At 72.0% G+C, this 24549-nt stretch carries 24 protein-coding genes and 1 pseudogene; 14 read left to right on the forward strand and 11 right to left on the reverse strand.

The genetic code is table 11. From position 1 onward, the window contains the following. Both RMN98_RS10800 and RMN98_RS10805 read left to right on the forward strand, forming a co-directional pair. Positions 1 to 525: pseudogene (locus tag RMN98_RS10800) on the forward strand (HNH endonuclease signature motif containing protein); the annotation flags it as partial. 14 nt (positions 526 to 539) lie between these two features. Then, the gene (locus RMN98_RS10805) at positions 540 to 1244 is read left to right on the forward strand and encodes a hypothetical protein (protein ID WP_309648821.1); all 705 of its coding nucleotides are present in this window, start codon (positions 540 to 542) and stop codon (positions 1242 to 1244) included. On the opposite strand, the gene RMN98_RS10810 is transcribed toward RMN98_RS10805, so the two are convergent. From RMN98_RS10810 to RMN98_RS10825, 4 genes are all read right to left on the reverse strand, one after another. Beyond that, positions 1219 to 1968, reverse strand: a complete 750-nt coding sequence (locus RMN98_RS10810; protein WP_309648822.1) for a class I SAM-dependent methyltransferase — start codon at positions 1966 to 1968, stop codon at positions 1219 to 1221. The two genes, RMN98_RS10805 and RMN98_RS10810, sit on opposite strands and share 26 nt — an antisense overlap. Further along, complete coding sequence (locus RMN98_RS10815; RefSeq protein ID WP_309648823.1) at positions 1955 to 2515, reverse strand: GNAT family protein; 561 nt, start codon at positions 2513 to 2515, stop codon at positions 1955 to 1957. The genes RMN98_RS10810 and RMN98_RS10815 overlap by 14 nt, the downstream gene beginning before the upstream one ends. A 65-nt stretch (positions 2516 to 2580) precedes the next feature. Beyond that, positions 2581 to 3000 carry a VOC family protein gene (locus tag RMN98_RS10820; protein ID WP_309648824.1) on the reverse strand — a complete coding sequence of 140 codons (420 nt, stop codon included), beginning with the start codon at positions 2998 to 3000 and terminating at the stop codon, positions 2581 to 2583. Further along, a complete protein-coding gene (locus tag RMN98_RS10825) occupies positions 2997 to 4355 on the reverse strand; it encodes a protealysin inhibitor emfourin (protein WP_309648825.1) in 1359 nt (452 codons plus the stop codon). Before RMN98_RS10825 ends, RMN98_RS10820 begins: the two co-directional genes overlap by 4 nt. A 60-nt stretch (positions 4356 to 4415) precedes the next feature. Here RMN98_RS10825 and heR point away from each other — a divergent pair, with 60 nt between their 5' ends. From heR to RMN98_RS10845, 4 genes are all read left to right on the forward strand, one after another. Further along, on the forward strand, positions 4416 to 5210 hold the full coding sequence (gene heR / locus RMN98_RS10830; RefSeq protein WP_309648826.1) for a heliorhodopsin HeR: 795 nt from the start codon (positions 4416 to 4418) through the stop codon (positions 5208 to 5210). A gap of 142 nt (positions 5211 to 5352) precedes the next feature. Further along, positions 5353 to 7242, forward strand: a complete 1890-nt coding sequence (gene typA / locus RMN98_RS10835) for a translational GTPase TypA (protein WP_309648827.1) — start codon at positions 5353 to 5355, stop codon at positions 7240 to 7242. Between the two features lie 167 nt (positions 7243 to 7409). Beyond that, positions 7410 to 8738 carry an MFS transporter gene (locus tag RMN98_RS10840; RefSeq protein ID WP_309648854.1) on the forward strand — a complete coding sequence of 443 codons (1329 nt, stop codon included), beginning with the start codon at positions 7410 to 7412 and terminating at the stop codon, positions 8736 to 8738. A 57-nt stretch (positions 8739 to 8795) separates the two neighbouring features. Further along, entirely contained in the window at positions 8796 to 10238 is a 1443-nt protein-coding gene (locus tag RMN98_RS10845; protein WP_309648828.1) for an MFS transporter, read from the forward strand. Between the two features lie 46 nt (positions 10239 to 10284). Here the strand turns inward: RMN98_RS10845 and rlmC are convergent, their stop codons facing one another. Beyond that, positions 10285 to 11418, reverse strand: coding sequence for a 23S rRNA (uracil(747)-C(5))-methyltransferase RlmC (gene rlmC, locus RMN98_RS10850; RefSeq protein WP_309648829.1), 1134 nt, complete (start codon positions 11416 to 11418; stop codon positions 10285 to 10287). A 37-nt stretch (positions 11419 to 11455) separates the two neighbouring features. Between rlmC and RMN98_RS10855 the strand changes: the two genes are divergently transcribed. Next, positions 11456 to 12685 carry an alpha/beta fold hydrolase gene (locus RMN98_RS10855; RefSeq protein WP_309648830.1) on the forward strand — a complete coding sequence of 410 codons (1230 nt, stop codon included), beginning with the start codon at positions 11456 to 11458 and terminating at the stop codon, positions 12683 to 12685. Then, entirely contained in the window at positions 12682 to 13683 is a 1002-nt protein-coding gene (locus RMN98_RS10860; RefSeq protein ID WP_309648831.1) for a YeeE/YedE thiosulfate transporter family protein, read from the forward strand. Before RMN98_RS10855 ends, RMN98_RS10860 begins: the two co-directional genes overlap by 4 nt. On the opposite strand, the gene RMN98_RS10865 is transcribed toward RMN98_RS10860, so the two are convergent. Next, positions 13646 to 13909, reverse strand: coding sequence for a metal-sensitive transcriptional regulator (locus tag RMN98_RS10865; RefSeq protein WP_309648832.1), 264 nt, complete (start codon positions 13907 to 13909; stop codon positions 13646 to 13648). The genes RMN98_RS10860 and RMN98_RS10865 overlap by 38 nt on opposite strands. Continuing rightward, positions 13909 to 14310 (reverse strand): DUF302 domain-containing protein, encoded by a 402-nt coding sequence (locus RMN98_RS10870; RefSeq protein ID WP_309648833.1) that lies wholly within the window; start codon positions 14308 to 14310, stop codon positions 13909 to 13911. Before RMN98_RS10870 ends, RMN98_RS10865 begins: the two co-directional genes overlap by 1 nt. Positions 14311 to 14457: 147 nt before the next feature. On the opposite strand from RMN98_RS10870, the gene RMN98_RS10875 reads away from it, so the two are divergent. From RMN98_RS10875 to RMN98_RS10900, 6 genes are read left to right on the forward strand one after another with little or no spacing between them, the layout of a single operon-like run. Beyond that, a complete protein-coding gene (locus tag RMN98_RS10875) occupies positions 14458 to 14787 on the forward strand; it encodes a rhodanese-like domain-containing protein (protein WP_309648834.1) in 330 nt (109 codons plus the stop codon). After that, complete coding sequence (locus RMN98_RS10880) at positions 14784 to 16157, forward strand: MBL fold metallo-hydrolase (RefSeq protein WP_309648835.1); 1374 nt, start codon at positions 14784 to 14786, stop codon at positions 16155 to 16157. Before RMN98_RS10875 ends, RMN98_RS10880 begins: the two co-directional genes overlap by 4 nt. Then, positions 16154 to 16975: a sulfite exporter TauE/SafE family protein gene (locus RMN98_RS10885; RefSeq protein ID WP_309648836.1), complete on the forward strand. Its 822-nt coding sequence runs from the start codon at positions 16154 to 16156 to the stop codon at positions 16973 to 16975. Before RMN98_RS10880 ends, RMN98_RS10885 begins: the two co-directional genes overlap by 4 nt. Positions 16976 to 16999: 24 nt before the next feature. Then, a complete protein-coding gene (locus RMN98_RS10890; RefSeq protein WP_309648837.1) occupies positions 17000 to 19168 on the forward strand; it encodes an MMPL family transporter in 2169 nt (722 codons plus the stop codon). Positions 19169 to 19205: 37 nt separating this feature from the next. Continuing rightward, on the forward strand, positions 19206 to 19373 hold the full coding sequence (locus tag RMN98_RS10895) for a hypothetical protein (RefSeq protein WP_309648838.1): 168 nt from the start codon (positions 19206 to 19208) through the stop codon (positions 19371 to 19373). Then, a complete protein-coding gene (locus RMN98_RS10900; protein ID WP_309648839.1) occupies positions 19370 to 19573 on the forward strand; it encodes a DUF2892 domain-containing protein in 204 nt (67 codons plus the stop codon). Before RMN98_RS10895 ends, RMN98_RS10900 begins: the two co-directional genes overlap by 4 nt. Positions 19574 to 19832: 259 nt before the next feature. Here RMN98_RS10900 and RMN98_RS10905 read toward each other — a convergent pair whose 3' ends face one another. The 4 genes from RMN98_RS10905 to RMN98_RS10920 form a co-directional block, all read right to left on the reverse strand. Further along, positions 19833 to 21035 carry a histidine kinase dimerization/phospho-acceptor domain-containing protein gene (locus tag RMN98_RS10905; protein WP_309648840.1) on the reverse strand — a complete coding sequence of 401 codons (1203 nt, stop codon included), beginning with the start codon at positions 21033 to 21035 and terminating at the stop codon, positions 19833 to 19835. A 24-nt stretch (positions 21036 to 21059) separates the two neighbouring features. Then, a complete protein-coding gene (locus RMN98_RS10910; RefSeq protein ID WP_309648841.1) occupies positions 21060 to 21809 on the reverse strand; it encodes a response regulator transcription factor in 750 nt (249 codons plus the stop codon). A 37-nt stretch (positions 21810 to 21846) separates the two neighbouring features. Continuing rightward, the gene (locus tag RMN98_RS10915; protein ID WP_309648842.1) at positions 21847 to 23643 is read right to left on the reverse strand and encodes an Ig-like domain-containing protein; all 1797 of its coding nucleotides are present in this window, start codon (positions 23641 to 23643) and stop codon (positions 21847 to 21849) included. A 162-nt stretch (positions 23644 to 23805) separates the two neighbouring features. Continuing rightward, positions 23806 to 24420 (reverse strand): signal peptidase I, encoded by a 615-nt coding sequence (locus tag RMN98_RS10920; RefSeq protein WP_309648843.1) that lies wholly within the window; start codon positions 24418 to 24420, stop codon positions 23806 to 23808. Positions 24421 to 24549: the final 129 nt, after the last annotated feature.

The following is a 24549-nucleotide window of genomic DNA, read 5'->3' on the forward strand; positions in this document are numbered from 1 at the left end:
GCACCCAGCAGGAGCATCGTCGCGTACGTTCACCTGTCCCAGGACGCCCTCGAAGGCCGCGGGCTCCTCGCCACCGACGAGCACGGCCACACCCTCCTCGCCACCACCGTGCGCGACTGGCTCGCCCGCACCGACCGCCACATCACCATCCGCCCCGTCCTCGACCTCACCACCCACTGCCACGGCGGCCAGAACGCCGGCCACGATCAGTCACAGGGGCCCGACCCCTACGTCCCGGCGCCCACCACCGCCGAGAAGATCCGACTCCGCAACCCCACCTGCGTCTTCCCCCACTGCACCAAGAGATCCAGGTCCTGCGACCTCGACCACCTCATCGCCCACGCACAGTCCGGCATCACCTGCGAGTGCAACCTCGCCCCCCTCTGCCGACATCACCACCAGCTCAAGACCCACGCCGGCTGGCACTACCAACACCTCGCCCCCGGCACCTTCCTCTGGCGCGAACCCCACGGCCAGACCCACCTCACCACCCCCCACGGCACCAGAGACCTCACCGACCCCTGAGGCACGATGACCTCATGGCCACGCGTGCTCGACTCCTCGCCCTGGGCCTGGTCGTCGCGGTCGCGCTGACGGGATGCCAGTCCAGCGAGGGCGGCGGCGAAGGCGGGGGCGGAGAGTCCGCCTGTCCGGCAGCGGTCGAGATCGACGGAGTGACCTACAACGGCGCGGGGCCGACCAGGAGGACGCCGGCTACGACCGGCGACACGTTGGTGGCGGTGCTGCCCGGGTGCGACGACTCCGGCGGCCAGGACGACGCAGTCGAGGCGGAGCAGATCGAGGTCGAGGTGCTGACCGACGTCGACCCCGACCTCGCGGTCCTGTGGCACGAGAGCATCTACGTCCGCGACGGACGAGCCTTGCCCGCCTCGACGCGCGCGTGGTTCACCGCGCCGCGCTGCACGACGGAGGGGCCGTTCAATCTGGTCGCTGACTGGCTGGGCGTCATGGGGCCGAAGAAGCCGCGCTTCGACGGCGACCTCCGCCTGCCCTACCGGCTCGAGGTCCGCGTCACGGAAGGACCGTCCCGCTACGTCGGCGCCACCCTCACGCTCCGGGCGGGCAGAGCGACGGATCCCGCCCTGTCACCCGCGGACGTCAAGGCCTCGTTGTGGGAGGGCGGTCGGGTCAGGGCGAGCGTCACGTGTCGCGGGGGACGGTTCGACGTCCTGGGCGTGACCGCGTCAGGGCCGACCGTCACCCAGCAGTCACCGTCCCGGTGAACGCCGTCGATGCCTCGGACGCAGGCGCCCCGGTCTCGTCGTCGACGAGGGACACGACCCGCAGGCCTGCAGCCAGGCACAGCGCACGGAAGCCCGACGGCGTGTGCCAGTGGATCAGCCACTCCCGGTCAGACACCTCGACACCAGCCGGGGTGATCCGCTCGTAGCGAGCGGTCGTGACCCGGGTCCGCCGCTGCAGGTCGAACAACTCGGAGACCGGCGTGTAGCGGAGCTCGACGTCCGGGCCGTCATGGGTGGATCGAGTGACCCCGAGCTCGCGGGTGGGCGTGGGGTCGGGCACCCAGAGCGGGACGAGGGCCGCTCCGTCCTCCGTCAGGTGTGCCCTGATGGCGCGCAGGGCCCGGGACGCGATCTCGTCGTCCGGGAGCAGGTTGAACGTCGGCCCGGCGAAGTAGATCGAGGCATAACAACGCTCCAGGTCGAGGCTCTCGACGCGCTGGTGGAAGACGCCGGTCGGGAGGCCGCGTTCGGCTGCCTTCTCGCGGCACCGCGCGACCATGTCGGCCGAGGAGTCGACGCCGTCGACGTCGAGGCCCGCCGCGCGCAGGTCCAGCATCGGCTCCCCGTCGCCACAGCCGATCTCCAGCGCGGGCTCGCCGTGCTGCTGGACGAACCTCACGTAGGGCTCGGGGTCGAAGGTCGACGACTTCAGCCTGGCGTAGGTGTCGACCACGATCCCGGAGTAGAAGTCAGCCGGGTCCATCGCGCCACTCGTCCGCGAGCAGCGCATAGCCGACCTCGTCGATCCACCCGAGCTCGTGGTGCCACAGCGCCTGGACCGAGACTCGCTCGCGACGCATCCCGGCGCCCTCCAGCACGCGGACGGACGCGGGATTGTCGGCGTACGCCGCCGCGGTGACCCGCCGCAGCCCGAGGTCGTCGAAGGCGGCTCGCAGCAGGGCCCGCGCGGTCGCGCTCCCGATCCCCTGGCCGGCCACGCGCGGGTCGACGATGTAGCCGATCAGTCCGTCGGTGCCGTCGGGGACCCCCGGCTGACCGGGTCCGTCCACCACGTCGAGGAATCCCATCGCCACGACCTCGCCGTCGCGCTCGACGACGCACGAGAAGTCCGTCGGGCTCTCGGGAACCGCGAGCCACTCCCGGCGCAGGTCCTCGGGGTCGACGTGGGTGCGCACCATGAAGTGGTTGACGCCTGGGGTGTTGCGGAAGGACTGCAACGCCTCCACGTCGGCCTCCACGGCCTCCCGGAAGAGCAGTCCGTCCGCCAGCAGCGGCCAAGGGGTTCGCATGGCCACGACCCTCACAGCCCGAGCGGCCGACCGCAATCGATATCCGGGCGCGTGGACCGACTCGCTCAGCCCTGACCCACCAGCAGGCAGAACGGGTGCCCCTCGGGATCGGCGAGGACCACGAGCGGCTCGCCCTCCTCGGCGGTGCGGTCCAGGAGCAGCGTGGCACCGAGCTCCTCGGCGCGCCGGCGATGGCGCTCGAGCTCGTCGACGGTGTCGACGCGCAGGTCGAGGTGCATCTGCATCGGCACGTCGGGCGCGGGCCAGGTGGAGCGCGCGAGCGTGGCGACCTCCTGGAAGGCGAGGACGCGGTGCCCGTCGGAATCGAGGAGGACGAGCCAGTCCTCGTCGTCGGGGCTGCCGTCGGTGGGTGGCTCCGAGCCAGGTCGGTAGTGCAGCCCCAGGAGCAGCCGGTAGAACTCGGCGAGCCCGCGCACGTGGGCCGCGTCGAGCGCCGTGTGCATCACCACGGGGAAGCCGCTCATGACGGCCTCAGCACCAGGTCGGCCACGCGGCGCAGGTCGTCGGTGAGGTCCTGCTCGCACAGGGTCGCCTGGTCGCCGCACAGGTCGAAGTCGTAGACGAAGCGGTCGGGCTGCGGTGCGCTCCCGGTGACCCGGCGCAGGTCGATGCGCTCGACCAGGTCTCGCAGCTCGCCGGCCCGCGGGTCCGCCCCGAGGTCGACCCGGGCCTCGGAGGTGTGGCCCGCGAAGCCCCCCGTGCGTCGTACGACGACCCGGTCGGCCGCCGCGAGCAGGTCCGCAGCCGGGGCTGCGGCAGGAGCGACCGGGGACGAGGCAGGCGTGACCCCGACCCTCGCCCAGGCCTCCTCGACGGCTGCGACGTCGACGTCGCCCAGCGACGCTGCAGCCGCGACGGTGGCAGCGGCGAAAGCGGCGAAGTCGGAGCGCGCCGTCACCTGGTCGCCGGTGAGCGCGGCGAACCACACGCGCCCGGCGCCCTCCCAGCTCGAGCCGCCTATCGCGAGCGCGGCGAGGTGGAAGGCGCGGTTGGGGATGCCGGAGTTGAGGTGGACGCCGCCGTTGTCGTCGGTCGTGTCGACGTAGTCGTCCAGGTGCGCCGGCTGCGGGTCCCGGCCGAGCGCGGGGTCGTCATAGGCCGTGCCGGGGTTGGCCATGTCGCGCAGCCCGCGTGCCTGGACCCCGGGCAGGAAGAGGCCCTCCCCGATCAGCCAGTCGGCCGCGAGCGCGGTCTGGCCGAGAAGCCGTTGCTTGAGACAGCTGGCGAAGACGTCGGAGACCGACTCGTGGAGTGCGCCGGACTGGCCCTGGTAGACGAAGCCGGCCGTGTGCTCGGTGACCGCATGGGTCAGCTCGTGGGCGAGGACGTCGACCGGCTTGGTGAAGCGGTCGAAGACGCGACCGTCGCCGTCACCGAAGACCAGCTGCGTCCCGTCCCAGAGCGCGTTGACGTAGTCCTGCCCGTAGTGGACCGTCGCCGACACCGTGGCGCCCGCGCCGTCGTAGGAGTCGCGGCCGTAGACCTCCGAGAAGAGCGCCAACGAGCCGCTGATGCCCAGGGCCGCCTCCTCGACCGCGACGTCGTCCGAGGGCGGGTCTCCCGCAGCGCGGGCCCCCTCGCCCGGGAGGTCGCTGCCGTTGCCGGCCGTGTGCACGACCCACGCGGGGCCGCGGGCGGCGGCCACGCCCCGCCGTACGCCGGGGGCCTGTGCGCGCCGCAGCCGCACGTCGTCATCCATCGCGAGCAGCCGGTGCCAGCGCTCCGCCTCCTCGGGGACGGCCAGCGCCAGCTGCTGGAGCAGGTAGGGCGGCACGAAGCAGTGACGGCGCGAGGGGCTGTGGGCGGAGTTCCGAGACATGACCCCAGCGAACCCGACACCACCGACACCGGCAAGGCCCCATGCGCTTCACTGGCACCCATGAGCAACGACCACGTCCCCACCCACGCCCTCGCGACCGCCAGCGGCGTGGACGACGAGCGTCTCACCGGGCTGCGCCGGTGGAACGTCGCGCTCGCGGTGCTGCACGCAGCGCAGGCCGTGGCGGTGCTCGTGCTTGCCAGCGACTTCGCGATCACGCTGTCCAGCTCGTTCCCGACGGGACCGCCGGGCTCCCGGGTCGCCGACCCCACCTCGGCCTTCGACGTGCCCATCGGCCTGGCGATCGCCGCCTTCCTGTCGCTGGCCGCGATCGACCACGGCTTGACCGGGACGGTGCTGCGGGGCCGCTACGAGCGCGACCTGCGCGGTGGCCTCAACCGCTTCCGCTGGGTGGAGTACTCGCTGAGCGCCACGATCATGATCCTCCTGATCGCCTTCTACGCCGGTGTCACCCAGCTCACCGCTGTGATCGCGATCATCGGCGCCAACGTCTCGATGATCCTCTTCGGCTGGCTCCAGGAGGTCATGAACCCGCCCGGGCGCACCAGCACCACGATGCTGCCGTTCTGGTTCGGCTGCATCGCCGGCGCGGCCCCGTGGGTGGTCATCACGCTCAACCTCGTCGGCGCGGAGACGGTGCCCGGCTTCGTCTACGGCATCTTCGGGTCGCTGTTCATCTTCTTCATGAGCTTCGCGCTCAACCAGTGGCTGCAGTACCGCGAGATCGGGCCGTGGCGCAGCTATGCCTTCGGCGAGAAGGCCTACCTCGTGCTCAGCCTGGCCGCGAAGTCCGCGCTCGCCTGGCAGATCTTCGCGGGGTCGCTCGCCGGCTAGGCACATCAGGCTGTCCGCATCGAGGACCGGCGCTCGCTGCCGATGCAGGCGGGGACCACGCTCGCGACTAGACTCCTCGGGGCCCATCGGGGCCCCTGCACCTCCAGATCTGCACCTCCACCGGAAGAGTCGTCGTAGCCCCATGTCTGAGATCAAGTCCGCCAACCTGCGCAACGTCGCGATCGTCGCGCACGTCGACCACGGCAAGACCACCCTCGTGGACGCGATGCTCCGCCAGGCCGGCGCCTTCACCGAGCACGAGGCCGAGAGCGTGGCCGACCGGGTCATGGACTCCGGTGACCTCGAGCGCGAGAAGGGCATCACGATCCTCGCGAAGAACACCGCGATCCACTACAACGGCCCGTCGGCTCCCGAGGGCATGACGATCAACATCATCGACACCCCCGGCCACGCCGACTTCGGTGGTGAGGTCGAGCGCGGCCTGTCGATGGTCGACGGCATCGTGCTCCTCGTCGACGCCTCCGAGGGCCCGCTGCCCCAGACCCGCTTCGTGCTGCGCAAGGCGCTCAACGCCGACATGCCCGTCGTCCTGGTCGTCAACAAGGTCGACCGCCCCGACGCGCGCATCGAGGAGGTCGTGGACGAGACCTACGAGCTCTTCATGGACCTGCTCGACGAGTCGCACAGCCAGGACGCGCTCGACTTCCCGGTCGTCTATGCCTCCGGCAAGGTCGGCCTGGCCGCGATCACCCAGCCCGCCAACGGCACCATGCCCGACGCGACCGACCTCGAGCCGCTCTTCAAGACGATCATCGACACCATCCCCGCGCCGCAGTACACCGAGGGAGCGCCGCTCCAGGCCCACGTCACCAACCTCGACGCGTCGCCCTTCCTCGGCCGCCTGGCCCTGGTCCGCATCCACGAGGGTCACCTCAAGAAGGGCCAGAACGTCGCCTGGATGCGTCGCAACGGTGACGTCAAGACCGTCAAGATCACCGAGCTCCTCGTCACCGAGGGCCTCGAGCGCAAGCCCGGCCCCGAGGCCGGCCCCGGCGACATCGTCGCCATCGCCGGCATCCCCGAGATCACCATCGGCGAGACGCTCGCCGACCCGGAGAACCCGATCGCGCTGCCGCTCATCCACGTCGACGAGCCGGCCATCTCCATGACCATCGGCACCAACACCTCGCCGCTGGTCGGCCGCACCAAGGGCGGCAAGGTCACCGCCCGCCTGGTCAAGGACCGCCTCGACCAGGAGCTCATCGGCAACGTCTCGCTCAAGATCCTCCCGACCGAGCGTCCCGACGCCTGGGAGGTCCAGGGCCGTGGCGAGCTGGCGCTGGCGATCCTGGTCGAGCAGATGCGTCGTGAGGGCTACGAGCACACCGTCGGCAAGCCGCAGGTGGTCACCAAGGACGTCAACGGCAAGGTCCACGAGCCCGTCGAGCGCCTGACGATCGACGCCCCCGAGGAGTACCTCGGCACGATCACCGAGCTGCTCGCCACCCGCAAGGGCCGCATGGAGTCGATGACCAACCACGGCACCGGCTGGGTGCGCATGGAGTTCCTCGTGCCCGCGCGCGGCCTGATCGGCTTCCGCACCGAGTTCCTCACCGACACCCGCGGCACCGGCATCGCGCACCACATCTTCGAGAAGTACGAGCCGTGGGCCGGCGAGATCCGCTCGCGCAACAACGGCTCGCTCGTCGCCGACCGCAAGGGTGCCGCCACCGCCTACGCCATGACCTCGCTCCAGGAGCGCGGCGTGATGTTCCTCGAGCCCGCCACCGAGGTCTACGAGGGCATGATCGTCGGCGAGAACTCCCGCTCCGACGACATGGACGTCAACATCACGAAGGAGAAGCAGCAGACCAACATCCGGTCCGCCACCTCCGACAACTTCGAGAAGCTGATCCCGGCCAAGAAGCTCTCGCTCGAGCAGAGCCTGGAGTTCTGCCGCGAGGACGAGTGCGTCGAGGTCACGCCCGACTCGGTGCGCATCCGCAAGGTGATCCTCGACGCCAACGAGCGCGCCAAGATCGCGAGCCGAGCGCGTAAGGGGAGCAAGTAGTCCGCCTGCTGCCACACCGGCCATGCCCGTCTGATCTGGGCGGGCTACGTGGTCGCCTTCTGCGAGGCGAGCGATCCGCGACGAAGGCGCGTGGTCGCCTCGCGCGCACGCAAGGGCAGCACGTAGCCATCACGCAGGGGCGTCTCCAGCTCCTCACGCTGGTCCTGCTGACCACCGTCACGGCGGTGGTCAGCAGCCTCGGCGCACCGCTGGTCCCGGCGATCGCGCGGCACTACGACCTCGCGGTCACCGACGCCCAGTGGGCGCTGAGCGCCACGATGCTCGCCGGCGCGGTCACCACGCCGATCCTGGGCCGTCTGGGCAGCGGCCGGCTGCGGCGTCCGGTGATCCTGGCCGGGCTGTCCCTGGTCCTCGCCGGCTCCGCGCTGGCGGCCGTGCCGTGGGGTTTCGCCGCCCTCGTCACCGGGCGGTCGCTGCAGGGCGTCGGGCTCGCGCTCGTGCCGCTCGCGCTGGCCGTCGCGCGCGACGTCGTACGACGTGAACGACGGTCGTCGGTCATCGCGCTGCTGTCGGTGAGCACGGTCGCAGGCGCGGGGCTGGGCTATCCCGTGACCGCGCTGGTCGCGGAGGTCGGCGGCCTGCCGGCGGCGTACGGACTGGGTGCCGTGCTCACCGCGGCCACCCTCGCCATGGCGTGGCGCTTCGTGCCGACCAGCGACGGTGAGCGGCCCGCCCGCGTCGACTGGCTCGGGGCGGTCCTGCTCTCGGCCGGGATGGTCGGCGTGCTGCTCGCCGTCACCCGCGGCGCCGCGTGGGGCTGGCTGTCGCCGCTCACCGGCGGGCTGGGCACCGCCGGCTTCCTGCTGCTGGCCGCCTGGGTGGCCTGGACGCTGCGCAGCCCGCACCCGCTCGTCGACCTGCACCTCGCCGTGCGACCCGGTCTGTTCGTGCCCAACCTGACCGCGCTGATGGCCGGGATCGGGATGTACGGCCTGCTGACCCTGGTCGTCGTCCTGGTCCAGAGCGACGGAGGGTGGGGGCTCGACCAGCCCGTGACCGTGGCCGGGCTGATGCTGGTGCCCTACTCGCTCGCGAGCATCCTCGGCAGCCGGCTCGCCCGTGTCGTGGGCGCGAGACTCGGCACCCCGGCGCTGCTGCCGGTCGGGTGCCTGATGTTCTTCGGCGCCTCCGCGACACTGGCCTTCGAGCACGACCACCTCTGGCAGGCGGCGGCCTGCATGGCCATCGGCGGTCTCGGCAGCGGCTTGACCTTCTCCTCGCTCGCGGTGCTGATGGTCCCCCACGTCCCCCGCAGCGAGACCGGCAGCGCACTGGCATTCAACCAGGTGCTGCGCTACCTCGGCTTCGCCTCCGGCGCCTCGCTGAGCGTGACGCTGATGGGCGTCTTCGGCGGCGGCGCCGCCGGCTTCCGGGCGTCCCTGCTGATCCTCTCCTCCACCTCGCTCGTGGCTGCTCTCGTCGCCTACGGGGTGGGTCGGCGCGAGGCTGCAGCGGGCGTCCGCGCCTCGGAGTGACGAAGATCCCACCCCGAGAACAGTTGTCATCGGCAACTATCCGCCTACGCTGCACCGGTGACCACCGTCTCCACGCATGCCCAGACCAGTCGCGCCGGAGAGCCGGACCGCTCGCACCGGGCCGGGGTGTCGATCGTCGTGCTGTGCTTCGGCGGCCTGATCGCCTCGCTGACGCAGACCCTGGTGATCCCGCTCCAGGGCAGCCTGCCGGTGCTGCTCGACACGACCTCGGCCAACGCGTCGTGGGTGGTGACCTCGACGCTGCTCGGCGGCGCGGTGGCGATGCCGATCGCGGGCAGCCTGGGCGACCTCTTCGGCAAGCAGCGGGTGCTGCTGGTCAGCTCGCTGATCCTGGTGCTCGGCTCCGTGATCTGCGCCCTCTCCGACACGCTCCTGCCGATGCTCGCAGGGCGCACCCTCCAGGGCCTCTCGATGGGCTTCATCCCGGTCGGCATCAGCCTGCTGCGCGAGATCACCAAGCCCGCGCAGACCGCCACCGCGATCGCCGCGATGAGCGGCACCCTCGGGGTCGGCGGCGCGATCGGCCTGCCGCTGGCGGCGTACGTCGCCGACGCCTTCGACTGGCACGTCCTCTTCTGGCTCTCCGGCGTGCTCGCCGCGCTCGTGGCGATCGCGGTCGCCGTGGTCGTGCCGCACGTCCCCTCGGTCAAGGGCGGTCGCCTCGACGTCGTCGGCGCGCTGGGCCTCGCGGCCGGCCTGGTCATCACGCTCGTCGGCATCACCAAGGGTGGCGACTGGGGCTGGGGCACCGCTCGCCCATGGCTGTGCCTGGCGACCGGCGCGGTCGTGCTCGTCGCCTGGGGCCTCTACGAGCTGCGCCACCCCGCGCCGCTGGCGGACCTGCGCGTCACGGCCCGCCGTCCCGTGCTGCTGACCAACCTCGCCGCCGTCGCCGTCGGCTTCGGGATGCTCGCGCAGGCCATCGTCGTGCCGCAGCTGCTCCAGCTGCCCGAGTCGACCGGCTACGGCCTGGGTCAGACGCTGCTCGCGGCCGGCCTCTGGATGGCGCCCGGCGGCCTGGTGATGATGGCCTTCGCGCCGATCTCGAGCCGCCTGATGACGACCTTCGGGGCGCGCATCACGCTGGCGATCGGCGCGACCGTGCTCGGGTTGGGTTACCTCGTCGGCGTGTTCTTCATGGCCGCCCCCTGGCAGCTGCTCGTCGTCACCTGCATCAGCTCGGCCGGCGTCGGCATCGGCTACGCCGCCATGCCCGCGCTGATCATGAGCGCGGTCCCGCTCTCCGAGGCCGGCGCCGCCGTGGGGTTCAACGCCCTGATGCGCTCGATCGGCACGACGACCTCCGCGGCCGTCATGGCCGGCGTGCTCGCTGCCTCGACCACCGACGTCGGCGGCTTCCCGCTCCCCTCCGAGGGCGCCTTCCGCGCGTGCTTCCTGATCGGCACCGGCGCGGCGCTCGTCGGGGTCGTCCTCACGCTGCTGATCCCGAGGCAGGTGCCCGCCGCCGAGGCGGGGTAGTCCCTAACAAACGACCGCTCCCGGTCGTCATGGAGATGCGATTTCGTTAGGGACTATCCCGCCGCCGCCGCAGCAGCGTCACGACCTCGTAGTGCCGCGTGTGGGGGAACATGTCGAGCAGCCGTGCCTCCACCGGGCGCCACGACACCATCGCGGCGAGGTCGACCGCCAGGGACGCGGCGTTGCAGCTGGAGTAGACGACCGCCCGCGCCGACGACTCCTCGAGGCGCTCGGCCAGCGCGGGACCGAGCCCGCGCCGCGGCGGGTTGACCACGACCAGGTCGGCGTCGACAGGCCAGGCGGTCGCGTCGCCGGCGACGAAGTCGGCAGCCAACCCCGCTCCAGCAGCCGTCGCGACAGCGCCGGCCACGGCCTCGGTGCTCGCCTCGACCCCGACCACCCGACGCCCGGGCGCCGCGAGGTGGAGCGCGAAGCCGCCGACCCCGCAGTAGAGGTCGAGCACCGACGCCGGCGCCACGTCGGACGCCCAGGCAGCCGCCTGACGGTAGAGCGCGGCCGCCAGCGCCGTGTTGGTCTGGAAGAAGCTGCGCGGTGGCAGCTGCAGGACGAGGTCGTTGACCCGCATCGGCAGGGTCGACCGCTCGGTCAGCACCTCCTCGTGCTCCCCCTCGAGCACCGCCTTGTGCTCGGGCTGCAGGTTGACGGACACGACCGCGATCCCCGGCGCCGCCGCCAGGAGCCCCGGCAGGTGCTTGCGGATCCGCAGCACCGACTCCGAGGTCCGCAGCACGAAGCGCACCAGGAACTCCCCGTCCGGCGACTCCGTGACCAGCAGGTGCTTGAGCTCACCGCGTCGCGTCGCCACGTCGTACGGCGTGAGGGTGGCCGTGCCCACGAAGTCGGCGAGCAGCGGCAGCAACGCGTGCACCGCCGGCGAGTAGAGCGGGCACGTCCGCAGGTCGATCCCCGAGCCGAGCGGGTCGAGGATCCCCAGCGTGGGCTGGGCTGTCGTGCCGGCGACGACCATCTTGGCCTTGTTGCGGAACCCCGCCTCGGGGCTCGTGACGGTCGGCAGCCAGGTCAGCCCGTCGGCCCGCTCCCCCAGGGACGAGAGCCGCGCGCGGCACTCGTCCTCCTTGGCGCGCACCTGCACGTCGTACGCCGTGTCCAGCCGGCTGCACGAGCGGCACCGGCCGGCGTCGAAGTAGGAGCACTGCACGGGAGCAAGGCTACGGTCGGGCGACTACGTTGGCCGCATGGACGTCACGTTCCCCGGCGCCTCCGGCGACACCCTCCACGGCACGATCGACCTGCCCGCGGGCGAGGTGCGGGCGACCGCGCTGTTCGCCCACTGCTTCACCTGCAGCCGGGAGTCGCACGCGGCGGCCCGGATCTCCAGCGCGCTGGCCGAGCGCGGCATCGCGGTGCTGCGCTTCGACTTCACCGGTCTCGGCGCGTCCGGGGGTGACTTCGCGGAGACCAGCTTCACCAGCAACCTCGCCGACCTCGAGGCGGCGGCGGCCTGCCTCGGCGAGCACCACGGCGGCCCCGACCTGCTCGTCGGGCACTCGCTGGGCGGGGCGGCGGTCCTCGCCGCCGCCGAGCGTCTGCCCTCGGTGACGGCGGTCGCGGTCGTCGGCGCGCCCTCGAGCCCGAGCCACGTCGAGCACCTCCTGGAGCGCGCGACCGACGCCGCCGACGGACATCTCGAGGTGGCGATCGGGGGCCGCACCCTCCACGTCGGTCGCGACCTCGCCGACGACCTGGCCGACCAGCCGCAGCAGGAGCGGATCGCCTCTCTCCGGCGCCCGCTGCTGATCCTGCACGCTCCCCTCGACGAGGTCGTCGGGGTCGACGAGGCGCGCCGGATCTTCGACACCGCTCGGCACCCCAAGTCCTTCGTCGCGCTCGACGGCGCCGACCACCTGCTGAGCCGTCGCGTCGACTCCGACTACGCGGCGACGGTGATCGCCGCCTGGGCGTCGCGCTACCTCCCCGGGGCCGAGCGCGAGGCCGAGGCGGGGTCTCCGAGCGGCCCCGATGCCGGCGTCCGCGTCCGCGAGGTCTCCCCCGACAGCTTCGCCCACGACGTCCACGCCGGGCGGCACCGCTGGCGCCTCGACGAGCCGGCCTCGGTCGGCGGCGAGGACTCCGGCCCCAACCCCTACGACACGATGCTCTCGGCCCTCGGCGCGTGCACCTCGATGACGATGCGGATGTATGCCCGGCGCAAGGGCTGGGACTACGGCGCCACCACGGTCACCCTGACCCACGCCCGCATCCACGCGCGCGACTGCGAGGAGTGCAGCACCGAGACCGGTCAGCTGGACCACCTGCACCGTGAGATCGAGCTCGACCCGGCACTGTCGGAGGAGCAGCGCACTGCGCTGCTCGCCATCGCCGACAAGTGCCCGGTCCACCGCACCCTCACCCACGAGGTCCGCATCACCACCGCGCTCGCAGACCCGGGAGCACCGGCCTCGTGATCGCCGCCCTCCTCACCGGCGCCCTGGCGGGCGTCGCGACGGGCTTCGTGCTCCAGCGCGGACAGCTGTGCTTCCACTCAGCGATCCGGGACTCGCTGGACCGGCGCTTCCTGCTCGCGCGCGGCTGGGCGCTGGGCGTGGCCATCGGGGCGGTCGGGCTGGCCGTGCTCTTCCTGCTGCCGGGGACCGAGGACCTCAACCGGGGCCTGGCGTTCCGACCGGTCGCCAACGTGGGCGGCGGCCTGCTGATCGGGATCGGCATGGTGGTGGCGCGGTCGTGCGTCTCCGGACTGTTCTACAAGCTCGGGTCCGGGATGCTCGGAGCGCTCGTCGGCCTCGGCGGCTGGGCGGTGGGAGAGCTGGCCGCACGCGACCTGACGATCCCCGGCCCCACGCTGCTGTCCGGCGGCGAGGAGGCGACCCTGCCCGGGATCCTCGGACTGCCGCGCCTGCTGGTGGCCGCCGCCGTTCTGCTGGTCGTCGCGTTCGTGCTGCTGCGCCGACCGCACCGCGACGACCGGCCGGCCGGGGCGTGGGGGTGGCAGCGGATCGGCCTCGGCCTGGGCGCTGCCGTGACGCTGGCCTGGGCGCTCGCGGCGCTCGGCGGCTCGTCGTACGGCCCGAGCTCGGTCGGCGCCGTGGCCAGCATCGCCCGCGACAGTCCGAACCACTGGCTCGTCGCGTTCCTGCTCGGCATCGTCGCTGGGGGCACCCTGGGATCGACCACGGGCGACCCCCGCTCCGGCGGTCGCTTCCACGTGCGCGGGGAGCAGCGGGTGCGCTACCTCCAGCTCGCGGCCGGCGGCGTGCTCCTCGGAGCGGGCGGCTGGATCGCCGGTGGCTGCAACCTGGGGCACGGCCTGTCCGGGGTCGCCCAGCTCAACGTGTCGTCCTACGTCGTGGTGGCGGCCATGGTCGTCGGCGTTGCCGTGGCGGCGGCGGTCTCCCGACTACTGGAGCTCACGCCAGCGCCAGGAACAGCTTCTCCATCTTCTTGACGTCGACGGAGTCGATGCCGTCGCCCTCCTCCAGGCAGCTCTGCAGGCCGGTGGCGACGATCGCGTAGCCGGCGCGCGAGAGCGCCTTGTTGACGGCGGCCAGCTGGGTGAGGACGTCCTCGCAGGAGGAGCCCTCCTCCATCATCCGGATCACGCTGGCCAGGTGACCGTTGGCGCGCTTCATCCGGGTGATGATCGGCTTGATGTCGGTGGGCTCGAGCTCCATCAGGCACCCACCGCTGCCAGGGCCACGAGGAGGCGGGCCCGGGCGTCCTCGGAGACGGCACGCAGCGCGTCGCTGGGCTCCTCGACGAAGGACGTCATCATGGCCGGGTCGAAGGCCTCGACGACGGTCGTCGTCTCCCCCACCGAGCGGACCACGACGTTGCAGGGCAGCAGGGTCGCGATCGACGGGTCCGCCTGGAGCGCCTGGTGCGCGAGCTGCGGGCGGCAGGCACCGAGGATGACCTGGGGCGGGACGTCGACGTCGAGCTTGGCCTTGAGAGTGGCGCGCAGGTCGATCTCGGTGAGCACGCCGAAACCTGCCTCCGCCAACTGCTCGCGCACGGCAGCCACCGTCTCCTCGTAGGGGCGATCGGTGGTGATCGAGAGCGTGTAGTCGGCCATGGTCCTGCCTTCCGTCGGTCCGGCGGAGCCTCTCGCGGGCTCCTGGTGCCTCAACTGTACAACCCCCCCGGGGGTTCTGCTACGGTCGGAATAACCCCCCAGGGGGTTAGGTGCAGGAATAGGACCACCAACGAGAGGACTCCGCACATGCGTGAGATCGACATCGACCAGACCGCCCGCGCCGTCGAGGACGGCGCGGCACTCATCGACGTCCGCGAGACGAGCGAGTACGCCGACGGGCACGTCCCCGGCGCCGTCAGCATCCCCATGGGTCTCCTGATGTCCCGGCTCGACGACCTCGACCGCGGCGCTCCTGTCCACCTCATCTGCGCCAGCGGCAACCGCAGCCGCGCCATGGCCGACGCACTCGTCGCCCAGGGCTTCGACGCCGTCAACGTCGTCGGCGGCACCACGGCTTGGATCCGCTCCGGACGCCCGGTCGTGACCGGCGAGGCCCGTCAGGAGGTCGCGCGATGAGCGACCTCACCGTCATCCCGATCGAGACCCCGACCCTCGGCGACCGCAGCTACCTCGTGCACGACGGTGAGGTCGGGTTCGTCGTCGACCCGCAGCGCGACATCGACCGGGTGCTGGCACTCCGCGACGAGCACGGCGTCCGGCTCACCCACGTCCTCGAGACCCACATCCACAACGACTACGTGACCGGCGGCCTCGCCCTGGCCGCCGCCACCGGCGCGGCGTACGTCGTCAACGGCGCCGACGAGGTCTCCTTCGACCGCACTCCCGTCGCCGACGGCGAGAAGGTCGCCATCGGCGCCCGGATGCAGCTCACCGCGCTCGCGACGCCGGGGCACACCTTCACCCATCTCTCCTACGCACTGCACGACACGGTGAACGGCACCGACGTGGGTGTCTTCTCCGGTGGGTCGCTGCTCTACGGCGCCACCGGGCGTCCCGACCTGCTCGGCCCCGAGCACACCGACGCCCTCGTGCGCCACCAGCACGCCTCGGCGCACCGGCTGGCCGACCTGCTGCCCGACTCGGCACAGGTCTTCCCGACGCACGGCTTCGGCTCGTTCTGCTCGGCCACCCAGTCCGATGCGACCTCCTCGACGATCGGTCAGGAGCGGGACACCAACCCGGTGCTGACCCAGGACGAGGAGGCCTACGTCCGTGAGCTGCTCGCCGGGCTCGGCGCCTGGCCGGCCTACTACGCGCACATGGCGCCCGCCAACGCCGCCGGGCCCTCCGCCCCCGACCTGAGCACGCCGGCCCTGGCCGACGCCGACGAGCTGCGTCGGCGCATCGAGGCCGGCGAGTGGGTCGTCGACCTGCGCAACCGCACCGCCTTCGCGGCCGGTCACGCCCCGGGCAGCCTCAACTTCGGGCTCGACGGCGGCTTCGCGACATACGTCGGCTGGCTGATCCCCTGGGGCACCCCGATCACCCTGCTCGGCGAGACGGCGGAGCACGTCGCCGCGGCGCAGCGCGAGCTGGTCCGCATCGGCATCGATCGGCCGGCCGGCCACGCCACGGGAGGACCCGCCGCCTGGAGCACCGAGGCCCTCTCCAGCTTCGCCACCGCGACCTTCGCCGACCTCGCGCAGGTCCGCCACCACCGCGACGTCGTCGTCCTCGACGTGCGCCGCACCGACGAGCACGACAAGGCAGCCATTCGGGGTGCCGTCAACCTCCCCCTCCACGAGCTGTGGAGCCGGGTCGACGAGGTGCCGGCCGGCGAGGTGTGGGTGCACTGCGCCGGCGGCTACCGCGCGTCGGTCGCGGCCTCGATGCTCGATGCGCACCACCGCACGCTCGTCGCGATCGACGACACCTTCGACAACGCCGAGAAGGTGGGCCTGCACCTCGTCGGGCCCGGGGCGTGACCCTCGTCCTCGCGGTCGTCGCCGGCGCGCTCATCGGGCTCAGCCTGGGCGCGCTCGGTGGCGGCGGCTCGATCCTCGCGGTCCCGGTGCTGGTCTACCTGCTGGACCAGTCCCCCGCCCAGGCGACGACCGGCTCGCTGGTCGTCGTCGGGGTGACCGCCCTGATCGGGGCCCTCGCGGCACGGCGGGAGGGCAACGTGCTGCTGGCCCGGGGGGCGACGTTCGGCGTCGTTGCCATCGGCGGTGCCGTGATCGGCGCCAAGGCCTCGGCCCACGTCGACGCGGACGTGCTGCTGGCCAGCTTCGCCGCGCTGATGCTCGTGGTCGGCGGGTTGATGGCGTGGCGGCTCCTGCACCACCGTCGCACCGGGCCCGCTCACGCCGCGCGACCGTCGCTGGACGACCCGATCATCACCTTCAGCCCGACCTTCGCCTGCGCCTGCCCGCGCGCCCTCAAGATCCTGGTCACCGCCACGCTGGTCGGCCTCCTCACCGGTTTCCTCGGCGTCGGCGGCGGGTTCCTCGTCGTCCCGGCACTGCTGCTCGCTCTCGCCCTCCCTCTGCCGTACGCCGCCGGCACCTCGCTGGTGGTCATCACGATCACCAGCGCGGCCGCCCTCGCGACGCGGGCCGGGGTCGGCACCGCACCCGACTGGGGCCTCGTCCTGGTCCTCACCCTCGCCTCGGCGCTCGCAGCGGTCGCCGGGGCCCGGGTCGTCGACCGCGTCGACACCCGCCGGCTCTCAGCCGCGTTCACCCTCCTGGTCCTGGCCGTCGCGGGCTACACCGCGGCCCAGGCCCTGCCCGCCCTTCTCTGACCCCTCACCCCGAACGGACCCCTCATGAGCACCACGACGACGAGCCGCGCGAGCAGCTCCACCTCCGACTTCGCGCCGGGCTTCCGACCCGGGCCGCTCGGACGCCTCGGCGTCTGGGTGACCGACCACGCCAAGCTCGTCACCGGCGTGTGGCTGCTGCTGATCGTCGGCCTGGGCGCCTTCGCGCCCCAGGTCGAGCACAACCTCTCCGGCGCCGGGTGGCAGGCCGACGGCTCCGAGTCGGTCGCCGCACGCGAGCTGGCCCAGGAGAGCTTCGGCGGCAACGCGTCCTCGGCGATCCAGGTCGTCGTGCACTCCACCGACGGTCCCGTGACCGAGGGACCCGGCGCCGAGGTCCTCGCCCAGGTGACCCGGATGCTCGAGGCCGAGCCCCGCATCGCCGACGTCGTCCAGCCGATGCCCGGCGCGACCATCAGCCAGGACGGCAGCACTGCGATCGTCCTCGCGGGCGCGGGTGCCGACACCAACGAGATGGTCCGGGTCGCCACCGACCTCAAGGGCGACCTCCAGGACCTGTCGGTCGAGGGAATCCAGGTCAACCCGACCGGCTCCTCCCTGCTGTGGTCGGACTTCAACGAGGCCAACCTCGAGGCGATGCTGAAGTCCGAGATGGTCTCCTGGCCGGTCACCATGGCGATCCTGGTGCTCGCCTTCGGCGCCCTCGTCGCCGCCGGCCTCCCGCTGATCCTGACCCTCGCCGGGCTGGTCGCCTCAGCCGGCTCGCTGGTGCTCATCAACGAGCTGGTCCCCGTCTCGATCTGGGCGATGAACTTCGCGATGATGTTCGCCCTCGCACTCGGTATCGACTACGCGCTGTTCCTCGTCGTCCGCTACCGCGCCTCCCGCATGGGATCGGGCAACTCCGCACGCCAGGCCGTCGCCGAGACCATGGACACCGCCGGCAAGGCCGTGCTGCTCTCCGGGGCCACCGTGCTGGTCTCGCTGTCGGCCGTGATGCTGGTGCCGTCGCCGTCCTTCCGCTCGATGGCCGGCGGGATCATGCTCTCGGTGGTCTTCGTGCTGGCCGCCACGCTCACCCTGCTGCCCCTGGTGCTGTTCAAGCTCGACCACAAGATCAACAAGCTGTCGCTGCCGTGGGTCACGTCCGGTGAGCACCGCTCCGCACGGTTCGCCGCGTGGGGCGAGCGGCTCTGGAAGCGCCCCGTCGTCTGGGGCCTGGGCTCGCTCATCGTGCTGCTCGCGCTGGCCGCGCCGATCATCGGCCTCAAGACCGCCATGCCCTCGATCAAGGTCCTGCCCGAGGACGCCAGCGCCCGGATCGGCTACGACCTGGTCCAGGATTCCTTCGGCGAAGGTGCGCCCGGCACGCTCCAGATCGTGATGAAGGGGTCCGACGCCGAAGCCGCGAGCGCCGTACTCTCCTCCGATCCCGGCATCGCCGGCGCCACGCCCGGGATGCCGGCGGCCGACGACAGCGGGCTGGTCCTGATCCAGGCCGTCCCGACCGTCGACCCGTCCGACCCCTCGCTGGGCGACACCGTCGACCGGCTCCGCGCCGACCTGCCCGCGAGCGCGCTCGTCGGTGGGGCCCCTGCGGAGAACCTCGACCTCAAGGCCCAGCTCGACGAGTCCACGCCGCTGGTGATCGGGGTCGTGCTGGTGCTCGGCTTCCTGCTGCTGCTCGTGGCGCTCCAGGCGCCGTTGATCTCGCTGCTCGGCACGCTGGCCAGCCTGCTCTCGACGGCCGCGGCCTTCGGCGTGGCCCGGCTGGTCTTCCAGGAGGGCATCGGCGCCGACTTCTTCGGCTTCGAGAGCCAGGGCTTCCTGGACGCGTGGGCGCCGGTGTTCTTCTTCGCGATGATCTTCGCGATCGCCATGGACTACACGGTGTTCCTGCTGGCCTCGGCCAAGGAGCACTACGAGCACTCGGGTGACCCCAAGGACGCGATGGTCGGCTCCCTGGCCCACTCCGGGCGGGTCATCTTCGCGGCTGGTGCGGTCATGGTCGCGGTGTTCTTCACCTTCGCCCTGTCCGGCCCGTTGCCGCCCAAGGAGATGGGCATCGTGCTCGGCGTCGCGGTGCTCCTCGACGCCTTCCTGGTGCGGCTGGTGCTGCTGCCCGTCATGCTGCGCCTGACCGGCAAGGCCGCCTGGTGGTCGCCGGCCTGGTTGCGGCGCGTGCTGCCCACGATCACCTTCTCCCACGGCTGAGTCAGCCACCCCTCCCTGAACAGATCGGAGCACCACCATGTGTCGAGCAGTCACCTGCAAGAAGTGTGGCAAGACCACCTGGTCCGGCTGCGGCCAGCACGTCGACCAGGTCCTGGCCCGCGTCCCCCGCGCCGACCGCTGCGGCGGCCACCCGCGCGAGGCCGGGTCGGGCCTCCTCGGCAGACTCTTCGGCGGCCGGTCGTGAGCCTCGACCGCGCCGTCCTCCTGCTCGCCGGCACCATGACCCTGCTCAGCGCCCTGCTGGCCGGCCTGGTCTCACCGTGGTGGCTGCTGCTGACCGCCTTCGTCGGACTCAACCTGCTGCAGTCGAGCATCACGGGCTTCTGCCCCGCAGCCGTCGTCCTCCGGCGCCTCGGCGTCAGCCGCGGCTGCGCCTTCCGATGATCGCGATTTCTTTACCTTCGCAGGCGTGACCGCCGCTCCCTGATCTGCGTTGTGGTCCTCAGCGGCCTCGTCTTGGGGGACGTCGCCGCTCGCGTCGCCATCTCTGCGGCATTGGGGATCGCAGGGGTGGCGACGCTCGGGCCGGAATTACAACATTGCGCCGACTCGACCAGTGCCGAGTCGGCGTGATGTTGCTCGTCGTACGCCGAGTCGGCGCGATGTTGCAGTCTGGTCAGCGCCCGCCACGGGCGGACCGCTCCTACCGGCGCGGGAGCACCAGCACGAGACCCCTCGGGGCGGCGAGGTCGCCGCTCATCCGGCCGCCGACCGCGTCGACCACGGTCCCGGCCCGCTCGAGCGGACCGGTCGCACGCGGGCGGGCCACCGCGTCCTCGACCGTGACCGTGACCCGCACGTGACGCTCGGAGCCGTCGACGACCAGACCGACCCGGCTGCCCTGGCGCGAGAGGACCTCGAGCAGCAACTCCTCGAGGATCTGCTCCAGCGGGCCGGGCGTGACCTCCAGGCTGGCGTCGCCGAGCAGCTCCACCTGCAGGGCGACCTCAGCCAGCGACAGCGTGTTGGCCCAGCGCTGGGCCAGCGCCGGCACGACCAGGGACAACGGCAGCTGCGCCGCCGCCACGACCGGATGGCGCCGGGTCTCCTCGAGAACGTCGCCGACGGCACGGTCGAGGCTCTCGACCTGCCGCGAGGCAAGCTCGGCCGCAGCGACCAGGTCCGCGGGTGCGTCGTCGCGATCGGTCAGGTCGTGCAGGGCGAGGCTCAGGCTGGTCAGCGGAGTGCGCAGCTCGTGCGAGGCGCGCAGGACCAGGTCGCGCTCGCGGCGCAGCGAGTCGCGCAGCTGCTCGGCGCCACCCTCCAGCGCGACGGCGATGGCCCGGGCCTCGGCGATCCGGCTGCGCGGCAGCCGGAGGTCGAACCGGCCACGGGCCAGGGCGTTGGCGGCGCCCGCGAGCTCGACGAAGGGCTGGGCCATGCGGATGGCCACCAACGCCCCCGCCAGCACGGCGAAGGTGATCAACGCCAGCCCCAGTGCCAGCAGCGAGGGCAGGGCGGCGGAGACGGCCTCGTCGACCTCCGTCCTCGGGGCACTGACGACGACGGTCACCTCGCCCATGGTCGCGGACGCGGAGACGGCATCCACCGCGCTCGTGGTCTCCCACTGATCCCCTTCGACCTGCGAGGTGTCACGGTCCCCCACGGTGACGACGACCTGCCGGTCGGGCTGCGCGAAGGGCGCGAGCCCCTCCGGCGACGGGGCATCGGCGCCGGGCTCGAGCCCCGCTCCGAGCAGCGTGGCGAGCACCATCGCCTCGCGCTGCACCTCGCGCCCCACCTGGTCCTCGGAGAGATCGGTGATGCTGACGACGCGGAAGGCCACGAAGCTGGCGACCAGCAGCGTGGCGAGGAGGCCGAAGGCGAGGGTCAGCCGGAGGCGCACGGCGACCCACCTGCGGGCGAGACGCTAGGCACTGTCGTTGCCGTCCTCGAGCCGGAAGCCGACGCCGCGGACGGTGACGACCTCGACGGTGGATCGGGCCTCGTCGAGCTTGGCGCGGAGCCGGCCCATGGTGACGTCGAGGGTCTTGGTCGAGCCGAACCAGTTCTCGTCCCACACCTCCGACATCAGCCGCTCGCGGGTGATGACCGCGCCACGGTCGGAGTCGAGGAGCGCGAGCACGTCGAACTCCTTGGTCGTGAGCGTCAGCTCCTGGGGGCCGACGAAGACCCGGCGGGCGGCCGTGTTGACCCGCAGCGTGCCGGGGGCGCCCGGGGCCTCGGCCTGGGCGGCCGGCTGGGCCTCGACCGGCTCGGAGATCGGGGCAGGAGTGTCGTCGGCAGCGCCGCGCATGCGCTCGGCACGCCGGGCCAGCGCGCGGACCCGCGCCTGCATCTCCGCGATCGGGAAGGGCTTGGCGAGGTAGTCGTCGGCTCCGTAGTCCAGCCCGACCACCCGGTCGAGCTCGTCGGAGCGGGCGGTGAGGATCATGATGCCGCCGTCGTACCCGTCGTCGCGGGCCTGCTGGCACACATCGAGACCATCCATGTCGGGCAGGCCCAGGTCCAGCAGCACCACGTGCGGGTTGTCGCGGATCGCGTCGAGGCCCTTCTGTCCCGTGTCAGCCCAGGTGACGTCGTAGCCCTGTCGCTCGAGCATCCGCTGGAGCGTGAGCGCGATGTCGACGTCGTCTTCCACGATCAGCACGGTGGTCACCTGTGAAGCCTAGGACCGAGGCGCCCAAGAGGGCGGCTCACAGGTCCCTGTCGGTGGCGCCGGTCTCGGTGACCTGGGCGGTCGAGCAGGCAGAGCCGGCGGTGTTCCTGACCGTGGCGGACGGCGTCCACCGCGTCGCGCCGGCGATGGAGTCGGTCCGCAGGTCGCTGGAGGACGACGTCCCGAGGACCACCGTGATGATCGTGGTGGTCTGTCCGCCCGAGGTGCCGAAGGTGGCCGTCATGGTGGCCGGGATCGTCACGGACTTGTTGGCCCTGACGTAGTTCTGGGCGAAGAGAACGGTGCCGAGCGGGACGTTGAAGGTGGCCCGGTCCGTGGTGGTGGCGGTGGAGACGGCCTTGTCGGTGACGAACATGCTGATGGGGGTGCTGGCCCCGGTCCACCCGGCCTTGACGGTGGGCAAGTCCACCGCACCCAGGTAGGTGAAGGTCAGCACGTCGCCGGCGCCGGCCTTGCCCGACGTCCCGCCGTTGGCGGCCTGGACGTCGAGGGCTCGCAGCGGGGTGTTGTCGATGGTCACGCTGACCACGGGCGAGGTCGCGGTAAGACCCCCGGTGTAGGTCAGGATCGCGCGCAGCTCCCAGGTCCCCGAGGTGAGCGCGGACGTCGCCCAGTCGCAGGTGTACGGCGCGGAGGCGTCGGTGCAGATGGTGGCGAAGGCGCCACCGGCCAGACGGCCCTCGATCCGCACCGAGGTGACGCTGGTGCCCAGCGGCGTGGCGACGTCGGTGGTGATCGTCTTGGTGCCGGTCACCCGGTCCCCGGTCACGGGCGAGGTGATGGTGATCGAGGCAATGCCGTTGTTGACCGTGCGGGTGATGATCGCGTCGGCCGACACGTTGCCCGCCACGTCCGTGGCGATGGCACGCAGCTCGTAGGTGAGGCCGTTGGTGAGCTTGGTCGTGTCCAGCGCGCAGCGGTAGGGGTCGGTGGTGACCGTGCAGAGGGCGGTCCAGGTCGCGGCGCCCTGCAGCCGGTAGGACAGGTCGACCTTGGCGATGCCCGAGTCGTCGTCGAGCGGCGTGGCGACGACCTGGACGGTGCCGCTCATCGGTGACGGCGCGGTGACGCTGACCGTCGGTGCGAGGTTGTCGACCGTGACGTCGAGCTGCTCGTCGGTGACGGCGGTCGCGGCTGCGCCGGAGCCCACGGTGCTCAGCACCCGGACGTCGTAGAGGTCGGCCAGCGAGCCGGTGGCCCACGAGCAGGTCGGGGTGGTGCCGCTGACGGCCGAGCAGCCGGCGACGGTGGTCCAGCCGGCGCTGCCCGACAGGCGGAACTGGAAGGCGCTGGAGACGGTGCGCCCGGCTGCTCCCGTGACGGCAGCGCTCAGCGGGACGGTGCCGCGCACGATGTCGGCGATCGTCGACAGGGTCACGGCAGCCGGGTTGGCGACCTTGGTCGCGACCACGGACGAGGTAGCGCTCGTGCCGACCTTGTCGGTGGCGATCGCGCGCAGCTGGTAGTCGCCGTCGGCGACGGTCGCGGTGTCCCAGCTGCAGGAGTACGGCGCTGAGGTGTCCGTGCACAGGGTCGTCCAGGTGCTCGAGCCGGTGGCGGCGTACTGGATGACGACCTGGGCGACGCCGCTGCCGGTGTCGCTGGCGGTGGCGCCGACCGCGATGGTGCCGTTGACCGTGGCGCCCGGGCTGGTGAGCGCGACCCTCGGCGGGTAGTAGTCGTCGGCGGCGCGGACCGTGGAGGAGGTGCTCGACGCCGAGGTGAAGCTCGCCCCGGAGAACCAGGTGGTCCCGGCGGTCACCAGCAGCGCGATCAGCACGACCAGCAGTCGGCGCGAGGGGCGGCCGATCATGCTGACCCGCTGAGGGGCGCGGTGCTGGGACATCGGGAGCTCGATTCCTGGGGGAGGGAGTGCTCAGATTCTGTCGGACGGGGGGTCTCGCGGACCCCACAAGCAGGTCACCGCCGCACCAAGAATCGGCAACGGCGGTGGACGCGCGGTGGGTCGGACCTGTCAGACGAGGGCGAGCGAGCGGGGTGTGCCGGGTGCCGGCGCGACGTCCTCGTCCTGCTCGTCGTCGCGGCGGGACGGTCGCACGGCCCGGGCCAGCTCGGCGAGGCTCCACAGCGCGATGAGGGCGGCCGGGATGCCGATGATCGCCATCCGGGTGCCGCGGTCGGCCAGGGCCATGAAGGCGAAGCCGACGTAGGGGACGTGGGCGACGGCGCGGGGCTGGGTCTCGGTGTTGAGCTGGAAGGTCCAGGGGTCGACGTCGGCGTTCGCGTCGCCCTGGGTGCGGTAGGAGTCGCCGTCGATCTCGACGATGCGGTGGGTGACCAGCGTGGTGATGCCGGACTCGGCCGGCGGGACGTAGGTGATGACGTCGCCGACCTGCAGCTCCGAGGTCGGGACGACCTCCTCGAACACGACGGACCCGAGGTCGTAGGTGCCCTCCATCGAGCCGCCCATGATCACGTAGCGCTGGAAGCCCATGAGGCTCGGCAGCAGGAAGGCGAGGGCGGCGAGGAAGGCCAGGCCCAGAGCCACGTTCACCAGCAAGCTGCCCAGGCGCGAACCCCGGGTGCGCGACTTGTGGGACGCGGTGGGAGTGGTGCTGATGATCGTCATCTCGCCTGGCCTCTCGGGCTGGTGCTGGTGCTCGTGCCGGTGGTGGTGCGGTGGAGGGTGTCGGCCCGCCCGGTGCCGGGGCGGGCCGACCCTCCTCAGGGATCGTGCGGTGGTGCGGTGGTGCCGAAG

The organism is Nocardioides sp., from assembly GCF_031397825.1.
GTDB lineage: Bacteria > Actinomycetota > Actinomycetes > Propionibacteriales > Nocardioidaceae > Nocardioides.